Below are 25,695 nucleotides of genomic sequence, written 5' to 3' on the forward strand. Positions count from 1 at the left end.
GCCGTACGCCACTGACAGTGACCTGGACCACTTGTGTGTTTGCTCCGTGTAGGCGTGGGCAGGCGCGGACCCGGGACAACCCCGTTGCTTTTTCAACTGTCCGATCGAGAGGCACCCGTGTCATCCAGGCTTGAGGCCGAGCATTTGTACAAGGTGTTCGGGAGACGACCCGACGCCGCGGTGGAGCGGCTCCGTCAGGGAGCCGACCGTGAGGAACTGCGCGCCGACGGCACGACCGCCGCGGTGATCGACGCGTCCTTCACGGTGGAACCCGGCCAGATCTTCGTCGTCATGGGCCTGTCCGGATCCGGCAAGTCCACCCTCCTGCGCATGCTCAACGGACTCCTGGAGCCCACCGCGGGCCAGGTGCGCTTCGACGGCCAGGACCTGACCGCGCTCAGCGCCCGCGCACTGCGCGAGGTCCGCGCGAAGAAGATCAGCATGGTCTTCCAGCACTTCGCGCTCTTCCCGCACCGCAGCGTCCTGGAGAACGCGGCCTACGGCCTGGAGGTCCAGGGCGTGCCGAGCGCCGAGCGCAAGGAACGCGCCACCAGGGCCCTGGAGCTGGCCGGGCTCGCCGGCTGGGAGAAGTCCTGGCCCGACGAGCTGTCCGGCGGTATGCAGCAGCGCGTCGGCCTCGCCCGCGCGCTCGCCACCGACGCCGATCTGCTGCTGATGGACGAGTCGTTCAGCGCGCTGGACCCGCTGATCCGCCGTGACATGCAGGACCAGCTGATCGAGCTCCAGAAGAAGCTCAAGAAGACCATCGTCTTCATCACCCACGACCTCAACGAGGCGATGCGCCTCGGCGACCGGATCGCCGTCATGCGCGACGGCCGCATCGTCCAGACCGGCACCGCCGAGGACATCCTCGTGCGTCCCGCGAACGACTACGTCGCCTCCTTCACCCAGGACGTCGACCGCTCCCGGGTCCTGACCGCCGGGGCCGTCATGGACACCGACGTACGCGGCGACGAGGCGGACTGCGACTGCGAGACCGCCACGCCCGACACCCCCTTCGTGGACCTCTGCGCTATCAGCGCCCGCCTCACGCACCCGGTGGCGGTACTCGACGAGCGGCGCGCACTCGTGGGCGTCGTCCACCGGCAGCGCCTCGTCGCCTTCCTCGGCGACGAGCAGGGGACCCCCGCACGCTGTGCCAGTCCTCGGGACGAGTCGGTGACGGCCGATGCCTAGGATTCCCTTCGGCGACTGGGTCAACAGCGCCGTCGACTGGCTGCTGAACCACATGGCGTGGCTCTTCGACTTCTTCAAGACCGTCTTCCAGGGCACGTACGACGGTATCGACGCCGTCCTCCAGGCCCCTGAACCGCTCCTCCTCGCGGGCATCTTCGCGGTGATCGCGTTCTGGCTGCGCGGCACCTCCGCCGGTGTCCTCACCTTCGCGGGATTCGCGTTCATCGACTCCCTCGAACTGTGGGAGGACGCGATGGTGACCCTCTCGCTGGTCCTCGTCGCCACGCTCATCGCGCTCGTCGTCTCGGTACCCGTGGGCATCTGGGCGGCGCGCTCCGACCGGGTCAGCGGCATCGTCCGCCCGGTGCTGGACTTCATGCAGACGCTGCCCGCGATGATCTACCTCATCCCGGCGATCCTGTTCTTCGGCACCGGCGCCCCGGCCGGCATCGTGGCCACCCTGATCTTCGCGCTGGCTCCCGGCGTCCGCATGACCGAGCTGGGCATCCGCCAGGTCGACAAGGAACTCGTCGAGGCCGCCGACGCGTTCGGCACCAGGCCCCGCGACACCCTGCTGCGCATCCAGCTGCCGCTCGCGCTGCCCACCGTGATGGCGGGCGTCAACCAGGTCATCATGCTGGGCCTGTCCATGGCCGCCATCGCGGGCATGGTCGGCACCGGTGGCCTCGGCGGCGACGTCAACGAGGCCATCGGGCAGCTGAACGTCGGCCTCGGCTCCGAGGCGGGCGTCGCCATCGTCATCCTGGCGATCTACCTGGACCGTATGACCAGCGCCCTCGGCACCCAGGTCTCCCCGCTCGGCCGCCGCGCCGCCGCCAGACTGCGCGCCGCGCAGGGCCTGAAGATCTGGTCCTACCGCCCCCGCGCGGCCGTCGCCGTCATCGGTGTCGTCGTGCTCGCGCTGGTCGCGGGCGGCATGGGCATGTTCGGCGGGACCGACTCGACGTCCACCGCGGCCGACGGCCAGAACATCGGCCAGGGCAAGAAGATCACCATCGGCTACATCCCGTGGGACGAGGGCGTCGCCTCCACCTTCCTGTGGAAGGAGATCCTCGAGGAGCGCGGCTTCCAGGTCGACGCCAAGCAGTTCGACGCGGGCCCGCTGTACACCTCCCTGTCCCAGGGCGACGTCGACTTCGAGACGGACTCCTGGCTGCCGACCACCCACGAGCAGTACTGGAAGAAGTACGGCAGCAAGCTCGACGACCTGGGCTCGTGGTTCGGCCCCACCTCGCTGGAGCTGAGCGTCCCCTCGTACATGAAGGGCGTCGACTCCCTGACGGACCTCAAGGGCAAGGCCGGCACCTTCGGTGGCAAGATCACCGGCATCGAGTCGAGCGCCGGAATGATGGGCCTGCTCAAGAGCAAGGTCCTGAAGGACTACGGCCTCGACAAGGAGTACAAGGTCGTCGACAGCTCCACGCCCGCGATGCTGGCCGAGCTGAAGCGCGCGTACGCCAAGAAGGAGCCGATCGTCGTCACCCTCTGGTCGCCGCACTGGGCCTACAGCGACTACGACTTGAAGAAACTCAAGGACCCGAAGGGTGCCTGGGGCAAGGGCGACGGCGTGCACACCCTCTCCCGCAAGGGCTTCGCGCAGGACAACCCGGTCGTCGGGCAGTGGCTGAAGAACTTCAGGATGACGGAGAAGCAGCTCACCGGTCTCGAGGCCGAGATCAACAAGGTGGGCAAGGGCAAGCAGCAGGACGCGGTGCGCGCCTGGCTGAAGCGGAACCCCGGAGTCGTCGACAAGCTGGCCCCGGTCAAGAACTCCACGGCCGCTGCCGAGACGAAGCGTCCGCTGGACGTGGCCTGGTTCCCCTGGGACGAGGACGTCGCCGTCAGCTACCTCTGGAAGAACGTCCTGGCACGGCGCGGCTACACGCTGAACCTCAAGCAGATGGACGTCGGCCCCGTCTACACCGGCCTCGCCTCCGGCGACCTGGACCTCAACTTCGACGCCTGGCTGCCGTACGCCCAGTCGAACTACTGGGACCAGCACAAGAACGACCTGAGGGACCTGGGCACCTGGTACCGGCCGACCTCGCTGGAGATCGCCGTGCCCTCGTACGTGAAGGACGTCAAGTCCCTCGCGGACCTCAAGGGCAAGGCGGGCACCTTCGGCGGCCGGATCATCGGCATCGAGCCGGGCACCGGCGAGATGAACCTCCTGAAGACGAAGGTCCTTCCGGGCTACGGCCTGGACAAGGAGTACAAGGTCGTCGACGGCTCCACGCCCGCGATGCTGGCCGAGCTGAAGCGCGCGTACGCCAAGAAGCAGCCGGTCGCCGTCGTCCTGTGGTCCCCGCACTGGGCGTACAGCGAGTACAAGCTCACCAAGCTCGCCGACGACAAGAAGCTCTTCGGTGAGGGGAACACGATCCGGACCATCTCCAGCAAGAAGTTCCCCGAGCAGTACCCGCAGCTCACCAAGTGGATCAAGAACTTCAGGATGAGCGAGTCCGAGCTCGGCACCCTGGAGAGCGAGATCAAGCAGCGCGGCCAGGGCCATGAGGAGGCGGCGGTCGCCGCATGGCTGAAGGAGCACCCGGACGTGGTGGAGCGGATGACGCCGCAGTAGCCGCAAGGTCGTTCGACGAGGGGTGGCCGTCGGTCACACGGGTCCCGACACCCGTGTGACCGACGGCCACCCCGACGTCCGTGCGCCCCCTGTTCCGGCCCGCACTCGCGACCGACGACACCAGTGGCTACGTACTGGCGTATGGGAAGGATCCGGACAACCACATCGCCGTACGCGGCTACGCCGATCTGGACGCCCTCCGGTCAGGGAACGCCTCCCGCGCCGTCGATGCGCCGCGCACCCTGTCGCGCCGCGCCGAGGCACTGCGGACATCACCTCCGTGCACGACGGCACGGTCGAGCTCGCCGGTCACCGCCGGGCACGCTGCGACACCGACCGTGAACTCCGCGCCACCCTCGAGGACTTCACGACCTGGCACGCAAGCCTCGACCGGCGGCCGGACCGCGCCCTGGAGTCCTGGGGTGTGCGCGGCGACACCGGCAACCGCTCGCTCCCCCAACTCGGCTTCTGCGGACTGAATTTGACGGAAAGTCAGCACGGGTGCCGGGCTTCGAAAGGTGACAGACGTACGCCTATGATCCGACGACCGGGCGGGCTGATCGGCTGACCATCCGCACCCACGGCGGCAGTCGCGCCCGCGCCGGTCCCTACGTGCCCGCGCTCATCGATCCGCAGGGGCATCCGGCCCTGCTGGTCAGCCTTTTCGTCCCGTGGGAGGGTGTGGCGCCGGGGGAGCCGGGGCGACTCGTCTGTTGGCGCGAATTGTGGCCCTCACCCTCCTCCGATGTGTCAGCGATGTGACGGGTGCATGAAACGGTTTGCCGAACATGCGTAGGGTGCAAACAACTCATCAGAAGTTGTGCGCCGAAGCGGCAGCCGAGGCAGCAGTCCGAGCGGCAGCCGAAGCGGCAGACCGAAGCAGTGGACCGACGACGCGTGGGAGGGAGCCGGAGCGATGGGCGACCACAAAGAACAACCCCTTCGGGTGGGTGCGGCCGTCCGGCGGCGGCGCCGGACACTGGAGCTCACGCTCGCCGTCGTGGCCGAGCGCAGCGGCCTGTCGGTGCCCTTCCTCAGCCAGGTCGAGAACGAACGGGCCCGGCCCAGCCAGAGTTCCCTGGAAAGGGTCGCCGACGCCCTGGGCACCACCGCCGTCGAACTGCTCGCGGCGGCCGACCCGGCGTGCAGCGTCGATGTGGTGCGCGCCGACTCGGGCGCCGAGTTCACTCCCGAAGCCCATATGCGCCCCCTGGTGCGCGGTCACCACCAGTTGCACGCCACGGAGTTCACCGGTGACCACGAGGAGGGCCGCGAACTCCAGCACCGCAACGACAAGTTGATGTACGTCGCCGACGGGGCCGTCGAGGTCGAGGCGGAGGGCCGCGCCCACCGCCTGGGACGCGGCGACACGCTGTACCTCACGGGTGGGGTGCGCCACCGGTGGCGGGCGACCGTGCCGGACACCCGGGTGGTCGTGGTCGAGGTCGCCGACCACATCGAGGCCGTGGAGGACCGCCAGACCTTCGGCAAGCGCTGAGCCGTTGCCGCGCGGGCCGCGACGATCGCGAGCGGCCACGATCGCGGGCAACGCTGCGATACTGGGTGCCATGCCGCCCGAGACCTCCCGTCATGTCTAGCGGGCCCGCCGGAGTGCGGGTCGTGTCCCTCGTGCCCTCACTCTCGGAGGCCGTGGCCGTCACCGTCCCCGGTGCCCTGATCGGCGCGACCGACTGGTGCAGCCGTCCGCCGGACCTCGACGTCGTGCGGGTCGGCGGCACCAAGAACCCCGCGGTCGACCGGATCGTACGACTCGCCCCGGACCTGGTGATCGCCAACGAGGAGGAGAACCGCGAGCCTGATCTGACGGCTTTGCGGGAGGCGGGGATCGAGGTGCTGGTCACGGAGGTCCGCGCGGTGCCGGAAGCCTTCCGCGAGTTGGCGCGAGTGCTGGGCGCGTGCGGTGCGCGGACCCGCCCCCGTTGGCTGGACGAGGCGGAGGCCGCGTGGGCGCGGCTCCCCGCTCCCGACCGCCGTACGACCGCGATCGTGCCGATCTGGCGACGCCCCTGGATGGTCCTCGGCCGGGACACCTTCGCCGGGGACGTCCTGGCGCGCCTGGGCGTCGACAACGTCTACGCCCACCACGCCGACCGATACCCCCGCGTCCCACTCCCCGAACTCCGGGCGGCGGCCCCCGACCTCGTGGTCCTGCCCGACGAGCCGTACCGCTTCACCGCCGACGACGGACCCGAGGCGTTCGAGGGCGTGCCCTGCGCGCTCGTCGACGGCCGCCTGCTGACCTGGTACGGGCCGTCGCTGGCACAGGCACCGGGCCTGCTCAGCGCGGCGCTGCGAGCAGCGCAGCAGGGTGCCGCTCGTGTGGTCACGGCACCCGTCGACCCGCCCTCGGACGGGAGCCTCACAGGGACATCTGCGATGCCTCAGCCTGAGGAGTAGCCGTCGCAGACCTGTGCCGGATGGAGCGGCGGCGCTCTCATCTCTCCGCGGACTTCCGAGCGGTTGTCCTGGTTGACAGGATGGTCACCATGGAGATCATCCCAGGACAAGGCGTGGCCCTCGTCAGGATCGGCGATCCGCGCTCGCAGGTCGAGGAGCGTGTCGGGTCGCCGTATCACGGCCCAGGCGGACAGCGCGCCGTCTACACCACCTCACCCACGCTGGTGATCACCTACGCGGCTGACGAGACGGTCGAACTCGTGGAGATCGCCTACAGCGGCGAAGGCGGCGATGCCGAGGCGCAGTACGACGGGGTTCAGCTGACCCATCGCTTTCTGGATGACGTCGTCGCGGACCTCCACGCCCTGGGGCACTCGAGCACACCCTCAGACATCGGCCACGACTTCCACGCCGGCTTCTCCGTGTGGTCCATGCATTCGTTGTGGGCGCTCGACCTCGACCCGGATGCCGACGAGGACGACGAACGCGCGGTCTCCGAAGGAGTCTCGGTCGCGCCGTACACCTACTTCACCGAAGGGTAGGACGAGGCCGGGAAGTGGCGGGCCTGCCCGGAGAGCGAACGCACTCCGGTGCCCCCCTCCGCAGCTCAGCCGGTGTGCCGGTCCGTGGAGAGCAGCCACCGCCAGCGTTGACGTTCCGTGACGAGGGTGGCGGCCACGAGGAAAAACACGAGGACCGCCGCATGGATGGGCCATGCCGACCATGCGGCGATCGCGGCAGCAGTGAGCTGGAGCAGCACGAGCAGGATCGTGACCGTACCCGAGACAGGGACGATCACCTGCGCCTTGTCTCCCGGAGTGGAGAAGACGGTCGGGAGGCCGATCAGTACCACCACAGCCAAGACGGCAAGCAGCCATGAGTACTTGGACAAGGCCCAGGGAGTCGCCGCCCAGGCGACGAGTTCCGCAGCGAAGCGCAGGACGGATGCGATGCGGTCGTCCGGTCTCTCCATGTTCGCCCCCACAAACTGTGTCGACCACCGGCGGGAGATCCTACGACCACGGATGGGGCTGTGAAAGCGCTTTGGTGATCCAGGTCATGCTGTCCCGTTTCCAGGCGGCGGGGATACGGACGAGGAACAAGCCGTGGGCGATCCAATGAGGGCGATGAAGGCTGGAGGCGCGGCGCAAGAGGTTACTTTCGTCCAGGTGTTGCGAGCACGTGAACGCTGTCGGGCAACGGGGCTGGGTCTCGATGGCAGACGTCGAACCGGGTCCACTCCACCGCGGCGTCGGCCAGCGGGGTGAGCGCACTGCGGTGGGTGGCGCCGGCCCAGGCGCTGAAGCTGTCGTCACCTTCGTCCGAGACGTGCAGGACAAGCCCTGGGGCGGCGTAGAAGCGGGTGGGAGCCCACGGCCAGAACTGGCGCAGCGGCGCGGACGTCATTCTCGCCTCACCCGCGGAGCGCGACCGGGTGCGCGGCCGGCACACCGACTGGCTCTCCAGCCATCCGGCCGGCCTGTGAAAGAAGCAGGGCCTGCCGGGGTGCGTCCCGCCCCACCGGGATCGGGTCCCCTCTGACGTCCCGGACGACCAGTGGACCGCCCGGGGCGCCGGGCAAGCGTTCGGCGCCCCACCGCAGGAGCGATCGCCCGGCGCCGGGCATGTGCGTCGACGAGTGGGCCGGGGGGAGTAACGCTTCTGCCTCACTCGTTCGAGCGGTGGCCCAGCGCTCGTGCCCGCTAGGCTGGCTCACGGGATCAGAATCGCGCCCATGGGAGCAGCCATGACCACCTCCGCCGCTGGGCAACCGCTCATCCCCCAGCCCCCCGCCACGGTTGCCGCGCTGCGTCAGGCGATCAGTCAGATCGCGCCTGCGGCGCTGCCGGCTTTCACACGTGAGCTGGACCAGGCGGCCGACCAGTCCCGACAGGGCTCCGATCTCGCGCCGCTCCAGCGCTTCATCACCCAGTGGGCCGTCTACGTCCACATTCAGCGTCAGCCCGGCCTGGCAGCCGACTTCCGTCGCTGGGAAGCCAGAGCCGAGTCGGGTGACGTCGCTCTGGTCCGGCGGGCAGCCTCCGAGCTGGGGCGCATCCTGGACGCAGCCCACTCAGCCATCGGTCTTCCCTCCCGGTGAGTGCCGACTGGCGCTGGGAATACGACCCCGACCACAACCATGTGGCAGGCGGTATCCCCGTTCACGTCGTGGCGGAAGTAGAACGTCTGGCCGGCCAACTCGTGGACCTTGCCCATACGGGCATCGACGTCAGCGATCTCGGGAACGGCCCTCGTCCGGGCGGTCTGCGCAGGATGGACGCTGCCGGGGGATGGTTCTACTTCCTCGTGGCGCCACGAGACGCACTGATCATCGTCGTTCGTATCGTTCCCCCGTTCGCGGCCCTGTAGCCCTGACCGCCGGTTTGGTGATCGCCGCATCGGCGACTTCCGCTTCAGGGAGCACCCGGACATGATCGGGACACGGCTCGTATGTGCGGCAGGAGTGATCTACGAGCCACCGAGGCCTCCCGAACCAGGACGACTCTCTGAGGACCACGGAAACCAGTGGCTGCTTCCTGATGTCGCGTGTCAGGCGTCAGGCCGGGTGTGCGGCCGTGGGGCGGGGGCGTAGTTCCGCTGGTCGCGCAGGAGGGCCCAGAGGACGTTGACGCGTCGGCGGGCGAGGGCCAGGACGGCTTGGGTGCGGCGTGCAGCGATCGGCCATGCCTCTCCTGTCCTCATTTGTTCTACAACAGACACATCACTGTGCCGGATGGTTGCGGAGCCTCTCGTGCGTTCCGTCCGGTCATGAGGTCTGCGAACGCGGCTTGACGTGGATCAAGCGCTCGTTCCTGCCAGGGGAGCCAGTTGGCCGTAAGAACGGCGGCTTGATCCATGTCAAGGCGTGCTCACAGACCTATTGTCGGTTCGATGCGCGCTGTGTGCTGATGGACGGTCAGGGCCCGGCGGATCGATTGTGCTGCGGCAGTGACCCAGGTCGGTGCAGGTCCATCTGGAACGTGGATTGGAGGCGCCCTAAGAATTCTGGTCCAGATCGCCCACGGACTGCCGTGTCTCGAAGGCCACAATTTGGTCCGGTACGGAAAATACCGAAGCGCAGTCCGGGCAGGTCGTGTGGCCGAAAAGATGGGTCAGATGGTCAGCGGCCGCTGGCTGCCCGGCCCTGACGGCCAGACCGTGCAGTCGAGACGCCAGCGGGGGCAGGTCCGCGGGGGTCGCCGGGTGGACATCGGTGAGCAACGGTCCCTCGCGGCCGACAACCCGAAAGCGCGCGTTCGGGTCCCGATGGCGAGTACCTCGGAGCCTGTCGGAGAGGTCGACCTCCAAATGGCTCGCGCAGGAGGGGCACACCACGGCGTACTCACTGCGACCCAGATTGTGCCTCCATATGGGCACCCCCTCGAAAGCCAGTAGGTGTTCCAGACAGTACAGAAAGTCGTCTGCATCGCCCTCGAAGGGCTCTGTCATCACCAAGCTCTGCGTCAGGCGGTGCAGTTCGCCGATCGCAGACGGGTAGCGGCCCTGGACGTAACCAGGCTCGTGAAGTTGCTGCTCACGGACGACGATGCGGCCGGCCAGCCCCAGGGCCTGCCAGCGACCGCCCGGCTTACGACCGGTGGCAATGTCCGCCAGAACGGGCAGGGCGGCAAAGCTAGCCGTATACACCGTCCCCTGGTGACTGAGAGATGCCCACAGCTCCTCCCATGCCACTTCAGCGAGTTCAGGGTCACCGGCTTCATCGAAGAGCCGCGGTAGGTCGGATGCGGGTCCATAGGCGTGGTTCAGACGGGACCAGTCCAGGGTCATGCTGGCCATCATCCCAGCCGCATCCGATCGGCGAACCTCACCAGCCTCGCCACCACCGCGGCATCCTCGTTGCTCGTCGGCGCGCGGTCGATATTTCTGGTCCATTGCGCCCTGGACCCGGCGAACCGCCCGTTGAGGTCTGTGAACGGGGCTTGAAGACCCATGTCAAGCCGTGTTCACAGACCGTGCTCCGTCGCGTCGCGCAACGGTCGAAAATCGGTGGTCACCTGAGTCGGCCGAGCCCACGCTGTACGCCATGGAAGAACCGCACGGCAGGATCCGCGCGCTCCACACGGCATCCACGATCACCGTCTACCAGGCGTACTCCCCTGAGATCGGACTGCCCGCCATCCGAGACGGCCGCTTTCCCACCGCGTGGAAGCCTGGCCGCATGACGTGGATCAAGCCCAGTTTCATGTGGATGATGTATCGCTCCGGCTGGGGCACGAAGGAGGGTCAGGAGACCGTCCTCGCCGTCGAGATCACTCGCGAAGGCTTCGAGTGGGCGCTGCGCCATGCCTGCCTGGCGAGTTACGTCCGCGGACTGCATTCCGATCGCGGCGCCTGGCAGCGGGACCTCAAGCGCGCACCGGCCCGTGTCCAGTGGGATCCCGAACGCGATCTGCACCTGCGTCCCCTGCCACACCGCTCGCTGCAACTGGGGCTCTCGGGTGAGGCATCGTCGCGTTACGCGGACGAGTGGATCGTGTCCATCAGTGACGTGACTCCGCTCGCCAACGAGATCCACGCACTCGTCAGGGACGGCGAACTGGACGCAGCCACCCGCCTGCTCCCCCAGGAGCAGGGATACCCCGCCGGTGAAGAGCTACTCGCCCACCTGCGTCCCTGACCGGCTGTCCGGCACAACGGCTGGCGTCACCCACGGGTCATATGGCGGCAAAGGTCTGCGAACGCGGCTTGATGATCCATGTCAACCCACGTTCACAGACCTTTACGAGAACGGTCCAACCGTCCTGTGCCGATGCGGAGCGACTGATTCGCATGGCCCGAGTGTCAACCGGGGGCAGTAGCGTGCTTCCGCGCAGAAGAACGGGGGAGGCAGAGTGAGGACATGGTGGCTCATGCGCGGAGACGTTCGGGTCGGTGAGCTTCGCGAGTATGGGGTCGACCAGCCGACGTCCTTGTGCCATTTCGTGCCTGGACCGGGCTGGGAGACCGTCGGGACACTGTTCGGGGCGTGGGCGGCTGTACAGGGACCTGACCCCGACGGGAGTAGGAACGCGGAGGCCATCCGCCCTCTGATGGCTCTGGGACTGACCCTGCATCCTTCGGACGGGGGTGCGCCTCTGACGTGCTTCAGAGGCTGCATCCTGCGTATTTACGGGGACAGAGCCCGCCTCCGCTGCTGACCTGCAAGTTCGAATCTGTCCAGGCGTGCGCTGTTAGGGTGCGACGCCGTGAGTACGGATATTCATGGCGGCATCGAGTTTTGCCATCCCGGCACCGGTACCGACTACTACGACGGCGAGCCGTGGGTGGCCGCCATGGATCTTTGGCCGCTGTATGACGAGACCGACTACGCAGCCTTCGGTTGTCTCTTCGGAGTACGCAACTACGCGGGCTTCCGGCCCCTTGCACCAGGCCGTGGTCTTCCCGTCGATCTGTCGACCGGACTGCGCTCGCAGTTGGGTCCTTCGGCCGTGCCGGATGACCTGCACAGCGCGAGCTGGGTCAGCTGGGCGGAGCTCGCCTCGATCGACCCCACGACAACGCCTGACCACTTCATCGGCCGACTGACCTGGCGCCCGAAGTCGCCGCCGTCGATTCCGCATCAACATCTCGTTTCCGACACCTGGCCTCCGGAAGTCCTGTCCGCCGTAGGCGTGCCGCCGGCCGACCTGCGAGAGGCGACGGGACGCGTGGAGTGGACCGCCGGCGAACTGTCTTGCACGTACGAGCCGTTGACGGTCGGTGCTGTACTGGGCCATGAGACTCACTGGCCACACGTCTTTGCGGTGATGAAGGCCCTGGCAGGCCGCTTCGGAGACGACGGCGTTCGCCTGGTCGTGGCCTTCGACTGACCGTGCAGAGCATGTCTGCCACCCAACGCAGGGAACGCCACCGGGCCCCGCTTGCGAGCCAACCGCTGTTCGCCAAGCGCCCAACTGGTTCTTCCAGGAAGCCCCAACACCCTGACGAGCCTTCCGTATCGCTGCACCAAGGGCATGGATGCGGTCTGTGAACGCGGCGTGACGACTGAAGTCAGCAGCGTTCACAGACCTTTCCGGCGGGACACTTTCATCTCTGCGACGAAGGGGGCCGGCATCGCCCAGCCTCACACGGGAGCAGAGGATCACCGGGACGGATGTCAAGCCAGATGACCTTCTCTCGCAGGGCCGACGTCCACCGGGTTGGAGATCCCGGACGCCAGGAGCCGAGCTTCTAGAGTGAGGCGTCACAGCTCAGCAGCGGGGTGGGGAGGACGCATGGCGGCGGTCGAGGTTCCTGGGCCAGAGTCGGACTGGGAACGCGCGCCGGAGTACCAAGGCGGGAAACGAAACCCAGCATTCCAGGCCAGCATGTGGGAGTACGCGGCGAGTTCATTCCGGCTGGTTGCCGGCCTGTCACCGTCTCTGGATGTCCTGGCCGCGCGGCTGCGGCTGAACATCGAACGGGGCTGGGAGGACCTGGGCCCGGTGGATGCGGCGATGTTCCGCATCCAGAAGATCGACTTCGCGTTGAGCCGACTGGAGGGCAACCCTTGCCTCGATGTCTTCGTGTGGGTCGGCCGCAGTCAGGCTGACGTCGAGGCGGCGCTCGACGTCCTGCTCGACGCTCTCGGTATCGGCAAGGAAGCCATCACCTTCCGCGACGACGGCGAGGGTGGATTCGTTGACCTGCGGAACGACCCCCAGCTCTGACGCCTGAAGGTCACGCTGCTTCACAGATGGGGCGCCCGCCCCCGGGTGTCCAACTGGGTCGTGCCGCGAGCCAACCGCCTCGCGGCACTCCTTCCAGCACACAACCAGGACATAGAGTCTGTGAACGCTGCTTGGTGATCCATGTCAAGGCGCGTTCACAGACCTTTGCGGGGACGGTCCAACTGTCCTGCGCCGATGCGGAGCGACTTATTCGCACAGCCCGGGTGTGAACGAACGGCAGTAGCGTGCTTCCGCGGAGACGAACGGGGGAGAGGGGGAGGCAGAGTGAGGACATGGTGGCTCATGCGCGGAGACGTTCGGGTCGGTGAGCTTCGCGAGTATGGGGTCGACCAGCCGACGTCCTTGTGCCATTTCGTGCCCGGACCGGGCTGGGAGACCGTCAGGACACTGTTCGAGGCATGGGCGGCTGTACAAGGACCCGACCCCGACGGACGTCTGAACGCGGAGGCCATCCGCCCGCTGATGGCTCTGGGACTGACCCTGCATCCTTCGGACGGGGGTGTGCCGCTGACATGCTTCAGAGGCTGCATCCTGCGTATTTACGGGGACAGAGCCCGCCTCCGCTGCTGACCTGCAAGTTCGAATCTGTCCAGGCGTGCGTCGGCAGAGGGCATCCGAGGCATGTCCCGGGCCGGGCGCAGCAGGGTCGGCCCCAGTCAGCCGGCCGCTGGGATCAGCCCGACCCGGTAGGCGAGGACGACCGCCTGGACCCGGTCACGCAGGCCGAGTTTGGCCAGGATCCGCGAAACGTAGGTCTTGACCGTCTCGGGGGTGATGAAGAGCGCCGCGGCGATCTCCGCGTTCGACAGCCCCTCCGCGATCTGCCGGAGCACGTCCAGCTCGCGGGGGGTCAGCGCGCGTACGAGGTCTTCCCTGGCTTGCCGGGAGGTGTCGGCCGGCCGCAGGTGTTCGGCGAAGTGACCTATGAGGTGGCGGGTGACGGCGGGCGCCAGCAGGGCCTCGCCCCGGGCGACCGTACGGATCCCGTTCACCAGCTCCGCGGGAGGCGCGTCCTTGAGGAGGAAGCCGCTGGCTCCGGCCCGCAGCGCGTCGTAGACGTAGGCATCGACGTTGAACGTGGTGACGACCAGCACCTTCGGCGGGACCCGGGTATCGGGACCGGCCAGTTGCCGGGTCGCCTGGATGCCGTCGAGCAGGGGCATCCGGATGTCCATCACCACCACGTCGGGCCGCAGCCGCCGTGCGGCTTCCACCGCCGCGTGCCCGTTCTCGGCCTCCCCGACGACCTCGATGTCGGGCTGCGCGGAGAAGATGGTGACGTAGCCGGTCCGCACCAGCGCCTGATCATCGCAGACGAGTACACGGACGGGTTGCGGCGCATCGCTCACGGGGTCACTCCTGAACGGGCTGGGACGGAATCGTCGCGCGGACCTCGAACCCGCCCTCGGGCCGGGCTCCGGCCTCCAGTTCACCATCGAGCATCCTCACCCGTGCACGTAATCCGGCCAGACCTCGTCCGCCCCCCGGGCCAGGCTTCCGCGGGACCGGCACGGTCGCCGGGGAGGCGGCGGGCGCGTCGGTCGTCACCTTGATCTCGACGTGCTCCTCGCGGTGCCGGACCAGGACGTGTGTCATCTGCCCGGACGCGTGCCTCATCGCGTTGGTGAGCGCCTCCTGCACCACGCGGTACGCGACCAGTTCCACGTCCACGGGCCGCGCCCGCCGCTCGCCCTGCTCGCCGAACTCGACCGGCTGACCCGACCTGCGGGCCTGTTCGACCAGGTCGGACACCCGTCCCAGGGCCGGGGCCCGGTCCGCACGCGCCGGGTCGGCGACCGCGGACTCACCGGTCGCCTCCAGCACGCCGAGCAGGTACCGCAGTTCCGTCAGAGCCCGACGGCCGGTGTCGCTGACGGCCACCAGTCCCTCCCCGGCCCGTTCCGGCGCGGACGTGAGCAGGAACTGCGTCGCGTCGGACTGGACCACCATGGCCGTCACATGGTGGGTGACCACGTCGTGCAGTTCGCGGGCGATCCGCGCCCGCTCGGCGGCCGTGGCCACCTCGGCGGCCAGCCGCCGCCGCTCCGCCTCTTCCCCTCGCCGCATGCGTACGGCACCCCCCACCAGCCAGATCGCGGCCAGAGTCAGATAGAACGCGAGATAGTCCGGGATTCCCTGCGGTGAGCCGAGGTGGTGCAGGACGACGGCCAGTACGGCGTAGGCCGCACTCGCCATGACGGCCACGCCGCGGCGCAGGTCGACCTGATGGGCCCCGGCGGAGTACAGGGCGAGATACAGCCCCACACTCCCGAACGTCGTCGCGAAGCCCAGCGCCTGGTGCACGGCGAACGCGCCCGCGGTGACGGCCAGACAGGCGGCGGGCCACCGGCGGCGGGCCGCCGACGGCAGGGTCTGGGCCAGGATCAGCCCGATGCCCAGTGCGTTCGCCGGCCGCTCGGGCAGATCGCCGATCTGCCCTCCGATGTTCGACAGGGTCGGCACGAAGGCCAGCAGGGTGAGCACCAGGGCAAGCACGCCGTCCTTGACGGAGGCATCCCGCTCGCTCCACCGGCTGAGCGGTACCCGGAACAGCGAGGGACTCCAGAGCACCTGAGGGGACTTCACTTCCGTTTCCTCCAGTTTGCCTGTCTCAGTGCCGGGCCCGCCGCCGGGGCAGCAGACCGCCGCTCCGGTGGGCGAGGACGGCCATCGAGACGGTGATCAGTACGCTGATGACGATGGGCACGATCGACGCCTCCAGACCGAATCCGCCGCCGGTCAGCAGGGCGGAACCATCGACGTCGACGGTGTACAGGCCCTCGGGGGTGTGTCCGGAGACCGGGATGCCGAGCAACTGCTCGACAGTGTTCCAGGCGAAGTGCAGACCCACGACGAACCAGATGCTGCGCCGCCACAGGAACGCGGCACCGAGCATGGCGCCCGCCTCGAGAGCGATCGCCACCGCGCTCCACCCATTGGCTCCCGGAGCCCCCAGGTGGGCGACGCCGAAGAACAGCCCGGTGATCGCGACGGCGGCCCGGCTGCCCCACAACTGCTCCAGGGCCTGCAGGGCGAGACCGCGGAACAGCAGCTCCTCGGTGACCGCGGCGCCGATCTGCACCATGACCGCGGACCACACGACCGACACGAAGCCGTTGCCCGCCCAGGCGAACGAGTAGCCCCCGAGAGCCGTGATCAGGAGTGCGGACACGAGGATGAAGCCCAGACCGATCCCGCCGCCGAGCAGTAACTCCCGGCCGGCCCCGCGCCGGGCGATCTCCGGCGTGGAGCGTCGTGCGACGAAACGCATGACCGCCCAGTACACGGCCACCGCGGCAGCCGCTCCCAGCGCCGGCACCGGACCGGGACCCGTCGCGGTCAGGCCCGAGACGAGACCGACACCGACCATGCCCGCCGCCATCCAGCCGAGCGGAGACCGAACGATCCGGCCCAAACGGCCGCCCCGGCCGTCGCCCTCTTCGTCCGGGCCGGATCCTGTGCCGTGCGGTGCGGTGGACGTCGTGCCCATCGTGGCCTCCCCTCGCGATGCTGGTCGCACCGGTGGCGACCTGACAACCACGCTAGGAACCCGCCGACATCCGCGAGTCACCCCCACATGGACAATCCCTGTAGCTCTCAAGGGGGATGCGCCACCCCCGCCCGCACATCCAGGGCGGGTATCAAGTCGTGATCAATCTGGCGGACCGTTCCGCGCCATGGATCGGATCCGGTAGCGCATCCTGCATGACACGGGTGCAACTGAAGGACGATGAATGGGATTTCATCGGTCGGCACCTGCCGATTGGCATGTACCGGTGGATCATTGTCCGCGATCTCTGTGGCAGTGCTTCGTCGTCTCGCGACAGGCGGCGGTACTGCATGATCCATGTCATGTGGTCCCGTTTCCAGGCGGCGGGGATGCGGACGAGGAACAAACCGTGGCCGATCCAATGAGGGCGATGAAGGCCGGAGGCGCGGCGCAAGAGGTTACTTTCGTCCAGGTGTTGCGAGCAGCTTGCCGCTGAGCAGGCCGCGTGCGGTGTGGGCGGTGGCCACGCACCAGGCGGCTACGAGAAGCGCGTACAGGGCGACCGCGAGCCAGTCGAACGCGACCAGCCCGGTGTGCCGGGCGAGGCCCTCGGCGCCGGTGACACAGGTCCCCACCGGGAAGGTGAACGCCCACCAGGTCATCGCGAATCCCATGCCCTCGCGGCGGGCCCGCGCCACCAGCGCGCCGGCGAGGCCCAGCCACAGCAGTGCGAAGCCCATGACGGGGACGCCGTAGAGGACGGCGAGCATCCCGAAACCCTGGTCGTAGGGGGTCGGCACGACGCCCGGTGCGAAGTCCGCGAACTTGCCGACCGCGGTCGTGGACTGGCCGAGCGGACCGAGCACGAGGAACAGCGTCGGAGTGAGCGCGAGCGGCAGCGGCCCAGCGGTGATGAGCCTGGCGAAGATCAGCGGCAGCATCACGAAGGTGGCCAGCAGACTCAGCCCGAACAGCGCGAAGCACCCGAGAAGCAGGGTCTCCCGGGGCTGGCCCGGGGGCAGGTGGGGCACGAGGAGCGGTCCGACGGCGGCCGACACCATGGGCGCGACGAGGGGGAGCAGCCAGACGGGCGTGGCCTGGTCGGCGCGGATGCGGTGGCGTACGGCCATCAGGTACGGGATGGCCAGGGCGGCGGCGAGTCCGACGGCCGTGCCGGCGGTGAACAGTACGGCGTCCACGGTGACCGCCGCCCGCGTCCCGATCCAGTCCCGGCCGACGACGAGGGCGCCGCCGCCCACGGCCAGCAGGGCCATCGCCAGACAGCCGTAGAAGGGGGCCATGGCCGGGTCCAGGAGGTGGGCGCGGGCCTGGTCGCGGTGGTGCCTCCAGTGCAGGGCGCGGGCGCCGAGCAGGGTCACGAGCATGACGGCCGAGAAGGCCCAGACAGCTGTGCAGACGGTTCGCAGGCCCGGGACGCCGCCGGGGAGTCCGGCGCCCGCCGTCGCCACGATCGCGGTGCCCATGACGGAGGCGTACCAGTTCGGGCCGAGGTGTCGGACGGCGGTGACGCGCGGGCGTCCGACTTCGGCGGCGGGGGGCGACAGGAGGGGCTGGGCTGCGGTGACCATGCGTCCACGGTCGCGCGCCCACCGGGTCCCCACCAGGGAGTACGGGTCTATGGGGGCATAAGCTGGCTTTATGGGTGTGAGTACTGAGGGATCATGGATGGAGGGTGGCCGGTCGGGGGAACCGGGACCGGTCGCGGTCGGGATCGCGCATCGGGTGCCCGACCTCGGGGCGCTGGAACTGCTGCTCGCGGTGGCGCGGCTGGGGAGTCTCGGGCGGGCGGCGCGGGAGCTGGGGATCACCCAGCCCGCGGCCAGCAGCCGGATCCGTTCCATGGAACGGCAACTGGGTGTCGCGCTCGTCGACCGCTCGCCCCGGGGCTCGCGGCTCACCGACGCCGGGGCGCTGGTCACGGACTGGGCGCGGCGGGTCGTGGAGGCGGCGGAGGCGTTCGACGCGGGGGCGCAGGCGTTGCGGGACCGGCGGGACTCGCGGCTTCGGGTGGCGGCGAGCATGACCATCGCCGAGTATCTGCTGCCGGGGTGGCTGCTCGCGCTGCGCGCGCAGCGGCCGGACACGGCGGTGTCGCTTCTCGCCGGAAACTCGACGGCCGTGGCGGAACGTCTCCTCGCGGGCGAGGCGGACCTCGGCTTCGTGGAGGGACTGTCCGTGCCGGCCGCCCTCGACTCGACGGTCATCGCGCACGACCGGCTGATCGTGGTGACGGCGCCGGGGCATCCGTGGGCCCGGCGTCGCGCGCCGCTCGCGGGGGCGGAGCTGGCCGCGACGCCGCTGATCCTCCGGGAGGAGGGGTCGGGTACGCGGCAGGTTCTCGACGCGGCGTTGGGTGGGTTGGCGCGGCCGTTGATCGAGCTTTCCTCGACTACGGCGGTGAAGGCGGCGGCGGTGAGCGGGGCGGGGCCCGCCGTCCTGAGCGAGCTGGCTCTCGGGGAGGAGCTGTCGGCGCATCGCCTGGTGAGCATTCCGCTGTCCGACGTCCAGCTCCGCCGGGACCTCAGGGCGGTCTGGCCCACGGGCCACCGTCCCACGGGCCCGGCACGGGAACTGCTCTCGCTGACACGGGGCTTGTAGGCCGGCACCCCTGGGGGCTCCGCCCCCAGACCCCCGGGTGCGTGTCTCGGCTGCGGGCGGGTGGGGGCTGGTCGCGCAGTTCCCCGCGCCGCTGGGTGGGGGTTCGCCTCGGATTCTCCGGTGGTCCGGATTCGTTCGGCTGCGGGCGGGTGGGGGCTGGTCGCGCAGTTCCCCGCGCCCTTGGGTGGGGGTTCGCCTCGGATTCTCCGGTGGTCCGGATTCGTTCGGCTGCGGGCGGGTGGGGGCCGGTCGCGCAGTTCCCCGCGCCGCTGGGTGGGGGTTCGCCTCGGATTCTCCGGTGGTCCGGATTCGTTCGGCTGCGGGCGGGTGGGGGCTGGTCGCGCAGTTCCCCGCGCCCCTGGAGGCCTTCGGCTCGTGCGGCGTTTGAGGGCGAGGCCGGTCAGGTCGGTGTCGGGGGGCAGGAGAAATCGGTGGCGGTCGGGGGCGGGGCCCCGCAGGATGCGGGGCATGAATCCGATCGTCCCGCCCGCCGCGGGCTTGCGCACACCCTGGGAAGAACTCCCGCGCACGCTCCGGGACGCCGTCGCGGACGTGCTCGGGGCGCCGGTGCGGACGGCCGTCACGCAGGAGGGCGGCTTCTCGCCCGGCGCCGCCGTCCGCGTGACCACCACGGACCACCGCCGTGCGTTCGTGAAGGCCGTCAGCGCAGAGACGAACCCCGACAGCCCCTCCCTGCACCGGACGGAGGCGAGGAACGCCTCCGCACTCCCGCCGAACACCCCCGCCCCCAGGCTCCTCGGTACCTACGACGACGGCACCTGGGTCGCCCTGGTCTTCGAGGACGTGGCGGGCCGTCAGCCCCATGTCCCCTGGCGGGAGGACGAGTTCCGACGCGTCCTCGACGCCGTCGAGGAGTTGGGCCGGGCCCTGACGCCGGCACCGTTCGACGCCCCGACCGCCGCACAGTCCCTGGCCCACGCCTTCCAGGGGTGGCGGCAGCTCATCGACTCCGGGGACACCGGGGGTGAGCGCCTCGACCCGTGGACCGCGGCGCACCTGCACGAACTGGCCGAACTCTCCGCCCCGTGGACCGAGTTCGCCACCGGCGACACCCTCGCGCACGCCGACCTGCGTGCGGACAACGTCCTGCTCACGAAGGACGGCGGGGTCGTCTTCGTCGACTGGCCGCACGCCGTGCGCGCCGCCGCGTGGTTCGACCTGCTGCTGATGCTCCCCTGCGTCCGCGCCCAGGGCGGCCCCGACCCGGAAGAGGTGTTCACCGCCCACCCGCTGGGCCGCGACGCCGATCCGGAAGGCGTCACCGCCACCCTGGCGGCCCTCACCGGCTTCTTCGTCCAGCAGTCCCGGCAGCCACCGCCCCCGGGACTGCCGACCCTGCGCGCCTTCCAGCACGCCCAGGGCGCCGCCGCCCTCGACTGGCTCAGGCGGCGGCTCGCACCAACGCCCTCATGACCCTCAGGTCCTCGCCCATCTCGGGATGCCACTGCACACCCAACACCCAGCGGGAAGAGGGAAGTTCGATCGCCTCCACCGTTCCGTCGGGCGCGTGCGCCGAGACCGTCAGTCCCGCTCCGAGGCGTTCGACCGCCTGGTGGTGATACGTCGGCACGGCACATGTCTCCGGCACGACATCCCCGTACAGACTCCCCGCCACCGGCGTCACCTCGTGCCGCCCGAAGACCCCGACGTCCTTCACATGCCCGTCGATGTGCTGGACGAGCGTGCCGCCGAGGGCGACGTTGAGGAGCTGCATGCCCCGGCAGATGCCGAGGAGCGGGGTGCCGGACGCCAACGCGGCGTCGATCAGGGCGAGTTCCCAGGCGTCGCGGGCGGCGGCCGGCGGTCCGGTCCGCGGGGAGCGCTCGGCGCCGTAGTGGACGGGGTCGACATCGGGGCCGCCCGCGATCACGAGGCCGTCGAGACGGGCGACGGTCGACGCGGCGTGGGAGGGGTCGTCCGGCGGCAGCATCGCGGCGAGACCCCCCGCCGCCTGGACGAGCCGTGGATAGCCGGCCGGCAGCAGAGCGGCCTCCAGCTCCCACACCCCCCAGCGCGCCCCGGCCTCCAGATACGTACTCACGCCGATCAGCGGTCTGGCCACGTCGCTCACACCGCCCCCGCCGCCCGCACCGTCCGTACCTCCCACGCCGCGCTCCCTACGGATTCAATGGAATGCAGTCATACCTTTGAAGTCTTTGTACGGTACCGGCAGAGGGCTCACGCCAGGAAGCCCCGCAGCAGCGCCGCCGTCCCCGCGCAGTGCTCCCGCATCATCTCCCGCGCCCCGTCCGCGTCCCCGTCGAGCACCGCCTCGACCAGCGCGGTGTGCTGGCGCTGGGAGTGCTCGAGGTTGCGGACCAGGAGGGGGATGCAGTCGAGCAGGTCGTTGACGGAGGCGCGGACGGCCGCGTACTGGGCCGTCAGCGACGGTGAACCGCTCAGCTCGGCGAGGGTGAGGTGGAGCAGGGTGTCCAGGCGCCGGTAGTCCGCCAGCGGCGCCTCGTGCGTGCGGGCCAGCGCCTCGCGCAGCCGCTCCGCCTGCTCCGCGGAGAGCCCGTGCGCCGCGCACAGCCCCGCCGCACCCACCTCCAGCACCTCGCGGAAACGCAGGACGTCCTCGATGTCGACCTCGGCGAACCGGCGCCGCAGCTCGTCCTCGCCGGGGGTCTCGGCCCTCGATACCACGAACGTGCCGCCGTACCGTCCGCGCCGCGACTCGACGAGACCCTGGTCCTGGAGCACCTTCAGGACCTCGCGCAGCGTGACCCGGCTGATCCCCAGCCGCTCCGCAAGCTCCCGCTCCGCGGGCAGCCGTCCGCCGCCGGGCACCAGCCCCAGCCTGACCACTTGGAGGATCTGCTCCAGTGCCTCCTCGAAACCGTTGCCCGCCCGCACCGGCCGCAGCACCGGCGTCAGTCGGTCGTCCACACCACCGTCGGCTTCCGCCCGCGTCATCTGGTCGTGCCCCCTTCCCAAGCAATGGTTCTCGGCAATACCTTATGGCTCTCGGCTGACCCAAGGAGGCTTTTCCGGTGGCAGACCGCACACCCCCGCTCGCCGTCGAGGAGCTGCACGCCCTCGTCGCGGGCGGCGAGATCGACACCGTCGTCCTGGCCTTCCCCGACATGCAGGGGCGGCTCCAGGGCAAGCGGTTCGCCGCGCGCTTCTTCCTCGACGAGGTCCTCGAGCACGGCACGGAGGGCTGCAACTATCTCCTCGCCGTCGACACCGAGATGAACACGGTCGACGGGTACGCCATGTCCTCCTGGGACCGCGGCTACGGCGACTTCGCCATGCGTCCCGATCTCAGCACCCTACGGCGGGTGCCGTGGAACGAGGGCACCGCCCTGCTCGTCGCCGACCTCGTCTGGAACGACGGCTCCCCGGTCGTGGCCGCGCCCCGCCAGATCCTGCGCCGCCAGCTCGACCGCCTCGCCGCACTCGGCTACACCGCCCAGGTCGGCACCGAGCTCGAGTTCATCGTCTTCAAGGACACCTACGAGCAGGCCTGGGACGCGGGCTACCAGGGGCTCACCCCGGCCAATCAGTACAACATCGACTACTCGGTCCTCGGCACCGGGCGCATCGAGCCGCTGCTGCGCCGCATCCGCAACGAGATGCAGGCCGCGGGGCTGACGGTCGAGTCCGCCAAGGGCGAGTGCAACCCCGGCCAGCACGAGATCGCCTTCAAGTACGACGAGGCCCTCGTCACCTGCGACCAGCACGCCATCTACAAGACCGGCGCCAAGGAGATCGCCTCCCAGGAGGGCGTCTCGCTCACCTTCATGGCGAAGTACAACGAGCGCGAGGGCAACTCCTGTCACATCCACCTCTCGCTCACGGACGCGGACGGCACGAACGTGATGGCCGGCTCGGCGCAGGACCCGGGCGGCATGTCCGAGGTCATGCGGTACTTCCTCGCCGGGCAACTGGCGGCCCTGCGTGACTTCTCGCTCCTCTACGCGCCCCACATCAACTCCTACAAGCGCTTCCAGCCCGGCTCCTTCGCGCCGACCGCCGTCGCCTGGGGATACGACAACCGCACCTGTTCGCTCCGCGTCGTCGGCCACGGCCGCTCGACGCGCTTCGAGAACCGGCTGCCCGGCGGTGACGTCAATCCGCACCTGGCCGTCGCCGGACTCGTCGCGGCCGGCCTGTACGGCATCGAGCAGAAGCTGGAGCTGCCGGAGCCGTGCGCGGGCAACGCGTACACCGCCGAGTACGCGCACGTCCCCACCACGCTGCGCGAGGCCGCCGAGCTCTGGGAGAACAGCCCCATCGCCAAGGCCGCCTTCGGCGACGAGGTGGTCGCGCACTACCGCAACATGGCCCGCGTCGAGCTGGAGGCCTTCGACGCCGCGGTGACCGACTGGGAGCTGCGCCGCTCCTTCGAACGCATGTGAGAGGTCCTTCCTTGTCGAACGAGCTCGATCTCCAGGTACTCAACCCGGCCACCGAAGAGGTCCTCGCCACCGTCCCGGCCGCCACCGCGGCCGACGTGGACGCCGCCGTCGTACGCGCCGCGCGAGCCCAGGCGAAGTGGGCGGCGCTGCCGCCCGCCGACCGCGCCCGCCTGCTGCGTCGCTTCGCAGCCGCCGTCGACGGGCACCTGGAGGAACTCGCCCGGCTGGAGGTGCGCGAGGCCGGGCACACGGTCGGCAACGCGCGCTGGGAGGCGGGCAACGTCCGAGACCTGCTCGACTACGCGGCCGGGGGAGTGGAGCGGCTCACCGGCCGCCAGATCCCGGTTCCGGGCGGCCTCGACGTGACCATCCTCGAACCGCTCGGCGTCGTGGGCGTCATCGCGCCCTGGAACTTCCCGATGCCGATCGCCGCCTGGGGCACCGCCCCGGCGCTCGCGGCCGGGAACGCGGTCATCCTCAAGCCCGCCGAGACGACCCCCCTGACGGCGCTCCGGCTGGCCGAGCTGGCTCTGGAGGCCGGTCTGCCCGAGGGGCTCTTCCAGGTGCTCCCCGGCCACGGCCCGGTCGCGGGCAACGCGCTCGTCGAGCACCCCGGCGTCGCGAAGATCGTGTTCACCGGGTCAACGGCCGTGGGCAAACAGGTGTTGTCGAAGGGCTCGGCCCTGCTCAAGCGCGTCACCCTCGAACTCGGCGGCAAGAGCCCCAACATCGTCTTCGCCGACGCGGATGTCGAGGCCGCCGCCGCAGCGGCTCCGATGGCCTTCCTCGACAACTCGGGCCAGGACTGCTGCGCCCGCACCCGCATCCTCGTCCAGCGCTCCGCCTACGACCGTTTCTTGGAGCTGCTGAGCCCCGCGATCGAGGCGGTGACCGTCGGCGACCCGGCGGACGAGAAGACGGACATGGGCCCGCTCATCTCCCGGGTCCAGCTGGACCGCGTCCGCTCGTACGTCCCGGAGAGCACCGAGGGCATCCGCGGGAAGGCCCCCGAAGGCCCCGGCTTCTGGTTCCCGCCCACCGTCCTCACCGGTGTCGAGCCCCACGCGCGTGTGGCCGTCGAGGAGGTCTTCGGCCCCGTCGCCGTCGTCCTGCCCTTCGAGGACGAGGCGGACGCGATCCGGCTCGCCAACGCCACCGAGTACGGCCTCGCCGGCTCCATCTGGACCCGTGACGTCGGCCGCGCCCTGCGCGTCTCGCAGGCCGTCCGCGCCGGGAACCTGTCCGTCAATTCCCACTCCAGCGTCCGCTACTGGACCCCCTTCGGCGGCTTCAAGCAGTCGGGGATCGGCCGCGAACTCGGCCCGGACGCGCTCACCGCCTTCACCGAAACCAAGAACGTCTTCATCAGCACGGAGGGCCCCGCACAGTGACCGAAGCCACCGCAGGCACCGCAGGCACCGCAGGCACCGCAGGCACCGCAGGCACCGCAGGCACCGAAGCCACCGCAGGCACCGTAGGCACCGAAGCCGCCGCGGACGCCGAAGGAATCATCTGCCGCCGTCTCGTCGGCCGTACCGCCGTCATCACCGGCGCCGGCAGCGGCATCGGTCTCGCCACCGCCCGCCGGCTCGCCTCCGAGGGCGCCCACGTCGTCTGCGGCGACGTCGACGACGCCCGCGGCAAGGCCGCCGCCGACGAGGTCGGCGGGATCTTCGTCAAGGTCGACGTCACCGACCCCGAGCAGGTCGAGGCGCTTTTCAAGACGGCGTTCGACACCTACGGTTCCGTCGACATCGCCTTCAACAACGCGGGCATCTCGCCGCCCGACGACGACTCCATCCTGGACACCGGCCTGGAGGCCTGGAAGCGCGTCCAGGAGGTCAACCTCACGTCCGTCTACCTGTGCTGCAAGGCCGCGATCCCCTACATGCGACGCCAGGGCAAGGGCTCCATCATCAACACGGCGTCCTTCGTGGCCCGGATGGGCGCGGCCACCTCGCAGATCTCGTACACGGCCTCCAAGGGCGGTGTGCTGGCCATGTCCCGTGAACTGGGCGTCCAGTTCGCCCGCGAGGGCATCCGCGTCAACGCCCTGTGCCCGGGACCGGTCAACACCCCGCTGCTCCAGGAACTGTTCGCCAAGGACCCCGAGCGGGCCGCACGCCGGCTCGTCCACATCCCCGTCGGCCGGTTCGCCGAGGCCGAGGAGATCGCCGCGGCGGTAGCCTTCCTCGCCAGCGACGACTCCTCCTTCGTGAACGCCTCCGACTTCCTGGTGGACGGGGGGATCTCGGGCGCGTACGTCACGCCCCTGTAGATCGCCCCGGTGTA

At 69.7% G+C, this 25,695-nt stretch carries 26 protein-coding genes; 17 read left to right on the forward strand and 9 right to left on the reverse strand.

Features of this window, described 5'->3' with window-relative positions:
* The first annotated feature begins 117 nt into the window (after positions 1 to 117).
* The 6 genes from ACIRA5_RS27155 (at position 118) to ACIRA5_RS27180 (ending at position 6,759) form a co-directional block, all read left to right on the forward strand.
* Positions 118 to 1,197 (forward strand): glycine betaine/L-proline ABC transporter ATP-binding protein, encoded by a 1,080-nt coding sequence (locus ACIRA5_RS27155; protein ID WP_403694620.1) that lies wholly within the window; start codon positions 118 to 120, stop codon positions 1,195 to 1,197.
* Entirely contained in the window at positions 1,190 to 3,799 is a 2,610-nt protein-coding gene (locus ACIRA5_RS27160) for an ABC transporter permease/substrate binding protein (RefSeq protein ID WP_403694622.1), read from the forward strand. Before ACIRA5_RS27155 ends, ACIRA5_RS27160 begins: the two co-directional genes overlap by 8 nt.
* A gap of 280 nt (positions 3,800 to 4,079) precedes the next feature.
* Positions 4,080 to 4,367, forward strand: coding sequence for a hypothetical protein (locus ACIRA5_RS27165; RefSeq protein WP_403694625.1), 288 nt, complete (start codon positions 4,080 to 4,082; stop codon positions 4,365 to 4,367).
* A gap of 348 nt (positions 4,368 to 4,715) precedes the next feature.
* Positions 4,716 to 5,297 (forward strand): helix-turn-helix domain-containing protein, encoded by a 582-nt coding sequence (locus ACIRA5_RS27170; protein ID WP_403694628.1) that lies wholly within the window; start codon positions 4,716 to 4,718, stop codon positions 5,295 to 5,297.
* Positions 5,298 to 5,389: 92 nt separating this feature from the next.
* On the forward strand, positions 5,390 to 6,217 hold the full coding sequence (locus ACIRA5_RS27175; protein WP_403694630.1) for a helical backbone metal receptor: 828 nt from the start codon (positions 5,390 to 5,392) through the stop codon (positions 6,215 to 6,217).
* 89 nt (positions 6,218 to 6,306) lie between these two features.
* Positions 6,307 to 6,759, forward strand: coding sequence for a hypothetical protein (locus tag ACIRA5_RS27180; protein WP_403694633.1), 453 nt, complete (start codon positions 6,307 to 6,309; stop codon positions 6,757 to 6,759).
* A 65-nt stretch (positions 6,760 to 6,824) separates the two neighbouring features.
* Here ACIRA5_RS27180 and ACIRA5_RS27185 read toward each other — a convergent pair whose 3' ends face one another.
* Positions 6,825 to 7,190, reverse strand: a complete 366-nt coding sequence (locus tag ACIRA5_RS27185) for a hypothetical protein (protein WP_403694635.1) — start codon at positions 7,188 to 7,190, stop codon at positions 6,825 to 6,827.
* A 390-nt stretch (positions 7,191 to 7,580) separates the two neighbouring features.
* On the opposite strand from ACIRA5_RS27185, the gene ACIRA5_RS27190 reads away from it, so the two are divergent.
* The 3 genes from ACIRA5_RS27190 to ACIRA5_RS27200 all read left to right on the forward strand — a co-directional run bounded on the left by ACIRA5_RS27190 (position 7,581) and on the right by ACIRA5_RS27200 (position 8,587).
* A complete protein-coding gene (locus ACIRA5_RS27190; protein WP_403694637.1) occupies positions 7,581 to 7,703 on the forward strand; it encodes a hypothetical protein in 123 nt (40 codons plus the stop codon).
* Positions 7,704 to 7,964: 261 nt separating this feature from the next.
* Positions 7,965 to 8,318, forward strand: a complete 354-nt coding sequence (locus ACIRA5_RS27195) for a DUF6247 family protein (protein ID WP_403695146.1) — start codon at positions 7,965 to 7,967, stop codon at positions 8,316 to 8,318.
* Positions 8,315 to 8,587, forward strand: coding sequence for a hypothetical protein (locus ACIRA5_RS27200; protein ID WP_403694640.1), 273 nt, complete (start codon positions 8,315 to 8,317; stop codon positions 8,585 to 8,587). Before ACIRA5_RS27195 ends, ACIRA5_RS27200 begins: the two co-directional genes overlap by 4 nt.
* Positions 8,588 to 8,767: 180 nt before the next feature.
* Here the strand turns inward: ACIRA5_RS27200 and ACIRA5_RS27205 are convergent, their stop codons facing one another.
* Entirely contained in the window at positions 8,768 to 8,920 is a 153-nt protein-coding gene (locus ACIRA5_RS27205) for a hypothetical protein (RefSeq protein ID WP_403695193.1), read from the reverse strand.
* Between the two features lie 294 nt (positions 8,921 to 9,214).
* A complete protein-coding gene (locus ACIRA5_RS27210) occupies positions 9,215 to 10,006 on the reverse strand; it encodes a hypothetical protein (protein ID WP_403694643.1) in 792 nt (263 codons plus the stop codon).
* A 256-nt stretch (positions 10,007 to 10,262) separates the two neighbouring features.
* Here ACIRA5_RS27210 and ACIRA5_RS27215 point away from each other — a divergent pair, with 256 nt between their 5' ends.
* From ACIRA5_RS27215 to ACIRA5_RS27225, 3 genes are all read left to right on the forward strand, one after another.
* Positions 10,263 to 10,856 (forward strand): DUF4291 domain-containing protein, encoded by a 594-nt coding sequence (locus ACIRA5_RS27215; protein ID WP_403694645.1) that lies wholly within the window; start codon positions 10,263 to 10,265, stop codon positions 10,854 to 10,856.
* A gap of 568 nt (positions 10,857 to 11,424) precedes the next feature.
* On the forward strand, positions 11,425 to 12,048 hold the full coding sequence (locus ACIRA5_RS27220; RefSeq protein ID WP_403694648.1) for a hypothetical protein: 624 nt from the start codon (positions 11,425 to 11,427) through the stop codon (positions 12,046 to 12,048).
* Between the two features lie 405 nt (positions 12,049 to 12,453).
* Positions 12,454 to 12,888, forward strand: a complete 435-nt coding sequence (locus ACIRA5_RS27225) for a hypothetical protein (protein ID WP_403694650.1) — start codon at positions 12,454 to 12,456, stop codon at positions 12,886 to 12,888.
* Positions 12,889 to 13,565: 677 nt separating this feature from the next.
* Here ACIRA5_RS27225 and ACIRA5_RS27230 read toward each other — a convergent pair.
* The 4 genes from ACIRA5_RS27230 to ACIRA5_RS27245 all read right to left on the reverse strand — a co-directional run bounded on the left by ACIRA5_RS27230 (position 13,566) and on the right by ACIRA5_RS27245 (position 17,988).
* Entirely contained in the window at positions 13,566 to 14,258 is a 693-nt protein-coding gene (locus ACIRA5_RS27230) for a response regulator (protein WP_403694653.1), read from the reverse strand.
* Positions 14,259 to 14,262: 4 nt separating this feature from the next.
* Positions 14,263 to 15,495 (reverse strand): sensor histidine kinase, encoded by a 1,233-nt coding sequence (locus tag ACIRA5_RS27235; RefSeq protein ID WP_403694656.1) that lies wholly within the window; start codon positions 15,493 to 15,495, stop codon positions 14,263 to 14,265.
* 25 nt (positions 15,496 to 15,520) lie between these two features.
* Complete coding sequence (locus ACIRA5_RS27240) at positions 15,521 to 16,399, reverse strand: lysostaphin resistance A-like protein (RefSeq protein ID WP_403694659.1); 879 nt, start codon at positions 16,397 to 16,399, stop codon at positions 15,521 to 15,523.
* A gap of 458 nt (positions 16,400 to 16,857) precedes the next feature.
* Positions 16,858 to 17,988, reverse strand: coding sequence for a TDT family transporter (locus ACIRA5_RS27245; RefSeq protein ID WP_403694662.1), 1,131 nt, complete (start codon positions 17,986 to 17,988; stop codon positions 16,858 to 16,860).
* A gap of 97 nt (positions 17,989 to 18,085) precedes the next feature.
* Between ACIRA5_RS27245 and ACIRA5_RS27250 the strand changes: the two genes are divergently transcribed.
* Positions 18,086 to 19,018: a LysR family transcriptional regulator gene (locus ACIRA5_RS27250; RefSeq protein WP_352047993.1), complete on the forward strand. Its 933-nt coding sequence runs from the start codon at positions 18,086 to 18,088 to the stop codon at positions 19,016 to 19,018.
* A 468-nt stretch (positions 19,019 to 19,486) separates the two neighbouring features.
* Positions 19,487 to 20,452: a phosphotransferase gene (locus ACIRA5_RS27255; protein ID WP_403694664.1), complete on the forward strand. Its 966-nt coding sequence runs from the start codon at positions 19,487 to 19,489 to the stop codon at positions 20,450 to 20,452.
* Here ACIRA5_RS27255 and ACIRA5_RS27260 read toward each other — a convergent pair.
* Both ACIRA5_RS27260 and ACIRA5_RS27265 read right to left on the reverse strand, forming a co-directional pair.
* Positions 20,421 to 21,146 carry a gamma-glutamyl-gamma-aminobutyrate hydrolase family protein gene (locus ACIRA5_RS27260; RefSeq protein ID WP_403694667.1) on the reverse strand — a complete coding sequence of 242 codons (726 nt, stop codon included), beginning with the start codon at positions 21,144 to 21,146 and terminating at the stop codon, positions 20,421 to 20,423. The genes ACIRA5_RS27255 and ACIRA5_RS27260 overlap by 32 nt on opposite strands.
* Before the next feature lie 71 nt (positions 21,147 to 21,217).
* Complete coding sequence (locus ACIRA5_RS27265; RefSeq protein ID WP_403694670.1) at positions 21,218 to 21,955, reverse strand: FadR/GntR family transcriptional regulator; 738 nt, start codon at positions 21,953 to 21,955, stop codon at positions 21,218 to 21,220.
* A gap of 77 nt (positions 21,956 to 22,032) precedes the next feature.
* On the opposite strand from ACIRA5_RS27265, the gene ACIRA5_RS27270 reads away from it, so the two are divergent.
* The 3 genes from ACIRA5_RS27270 to ACIRA5_RS27280 all read left to right on the forward strand — a co-directional run bounded on the left by ACIRA5_RS27270 (position 22,033) and on the right by ACIRA5_RS27280 (position 25,681).
* Positions 22,033 to 23,403, forward strand: coding sequence for a glutamine synthetase family protein (locus ACIRA5_RS27270; RefSeq protein WP_403694673.1), 1,371 nt, complete (start codon positions 22,033 to 22,035; stop codon positions 23,401 to 23,403).
* An 11-nt stretch (positions 23,404 to 23,414) separates the two neighbouring features.
* Entirely contained in the window at positions 23,415 to 24,794 is a 1,380-nt protein-coding gene (locus ACIRA5_RS27275) for an aldehyde dehydrogenase family protein (protein WP_403694675.1), read from the forward strand.
* Positions 24,795 to 24,910: 116 nt separating this feature from the next.
* Entirely contained in the window at positions 24,911 to 25,681 is a 771-nt protein-coding gene (locus ACIRA5_RS27280; protein WP_099925786.1) for a 3-oxoacyl-ACP reductase, read from the forward strand.
* Positions 25,682 to 25,695: the final 14 nt, after the last annotated feature.

Source organism: Streptomyces sp. NPDC096311 (genome assembly GCF_044763085.1).
Classification (GTDB): domain Bacteria; phylum Actinomycetota; class Actinomycetes; order Streptomycetales; family Streptomycetaceae; genus Streptomyces.

Excerpts from the sequence above, each read along its gene's own strand:
- ACIRA5_RS27210 (WP_403694643.1), bottom strand. The coding sequence starts at position 10,006 with ATGACCCTGGACTGGTCCCGTCTGAACCACGCCTATGGACCCGCATCC.
- ACIRA5_RS27250 (WP_352047993.1), top strand. The coding sequence starts at position 18,086 with ATGGAGGGTGGCCGGTCGGGGGAACCGGGACCGGTCGCGGTCGGGATC.
- ACIRA5_RS27195 (WP_403695146.1), top strand. The coding sequence starts at position 7,965 with ATGACCACCTCCGCCGCTGGGCAACCGCTCATCCCCCAGCCCCCCGCC.
- ACIRA5_RS27170 (WP_403694628.1), top strand. The coding sequence starts at position 4,716 with ATGGGCGACCACAAAGAACAACCCCTTCGGGTGGGTGCGGCCGTCCGG.
- ACIRA5_RS27215 (WP_403694645.1), top strand. The coding sequence starts at position 10,263 with ATGGAAGAACCGCACGGCAGGATCCGCGCGCTCCACACGGCATCCACG.
- ACIRA5_RS27185 (WP_403694635.1), bottom strand. The coding sequence starts at position 7,190 with ATGGAGAGACCGGACGACCGCATCGCATCCGTCCTGCGCTTCGCTGCG.
- ACIRA5_RS27255 (WP_403694664.1), top strand. The coding sequence starts at position 19,487 with ATGAATCCGATCGTCCCGCCCGCCGCGGGCTTGCGCACACCCTGGGAA.
- ACIRA5_RS27245 (WP_403694662.1), bottom strand. The coding sequence starts at position 17,988 with ATGGTCACCGCAGCCCAGCCCCTCCTGTCGCCCCCCGCCGCCGAAGTC.
- ACIRA5_RS27175 (WP_403694630.1), top strand. The coding sequence starts at position 5,390 with ATGTCTAGCGGGCCCGCCGGAGTGCGGGTCGTGTCCCTCGTGCCCTCA.
- ACIRA5_RS27160 (WP_403694622.1), top strand. The coding sequence starts at position 1,190 with ATGCCTAGGATTCCCTTCGGCGACTGGGTCAACAGCGCCGTCGACTGG.
- ACIRA5_RS27225 (WP_403694650.1), top strand. The coding sequence starts at position 12,454 with ATGGCGGCGGTCGAGGTTCCTGGGCCAGAGTCGGACTGGGAACGCGCG.
- ACIRA5_RS27180 (WP_403694633.1), top strand. The coding sequence starts at position 6,307 with ATGGAGATCATCCCAGGACAAGGCGTGGCCCTCGTCAGGATCGGCGAT.
- ACIRA5_RS27205 (WP_403695193.1), bottom strand. The coding sequence starts at position 8,920 with ATGAGGACAGGAGAGGCATGGCCGATCGCTGCACGCCGCACCCAAGCC.
- ACIRA5_RS27240 (WP_403694659.1), bottom strand. The coding sequence starts at position 16,399 with ATGGGCACGACGTCCACCGCACCGCACGGCACAGGATCCGGCCCGGAC.
- ACIRA5_RS27265 (WP_403694670.1), bottom strand. The coding sequence starts at position 21,955 with ATGACGCGGGCGGAAGCCGACGGTGGTGTGGACGACCGACTGACGCCG.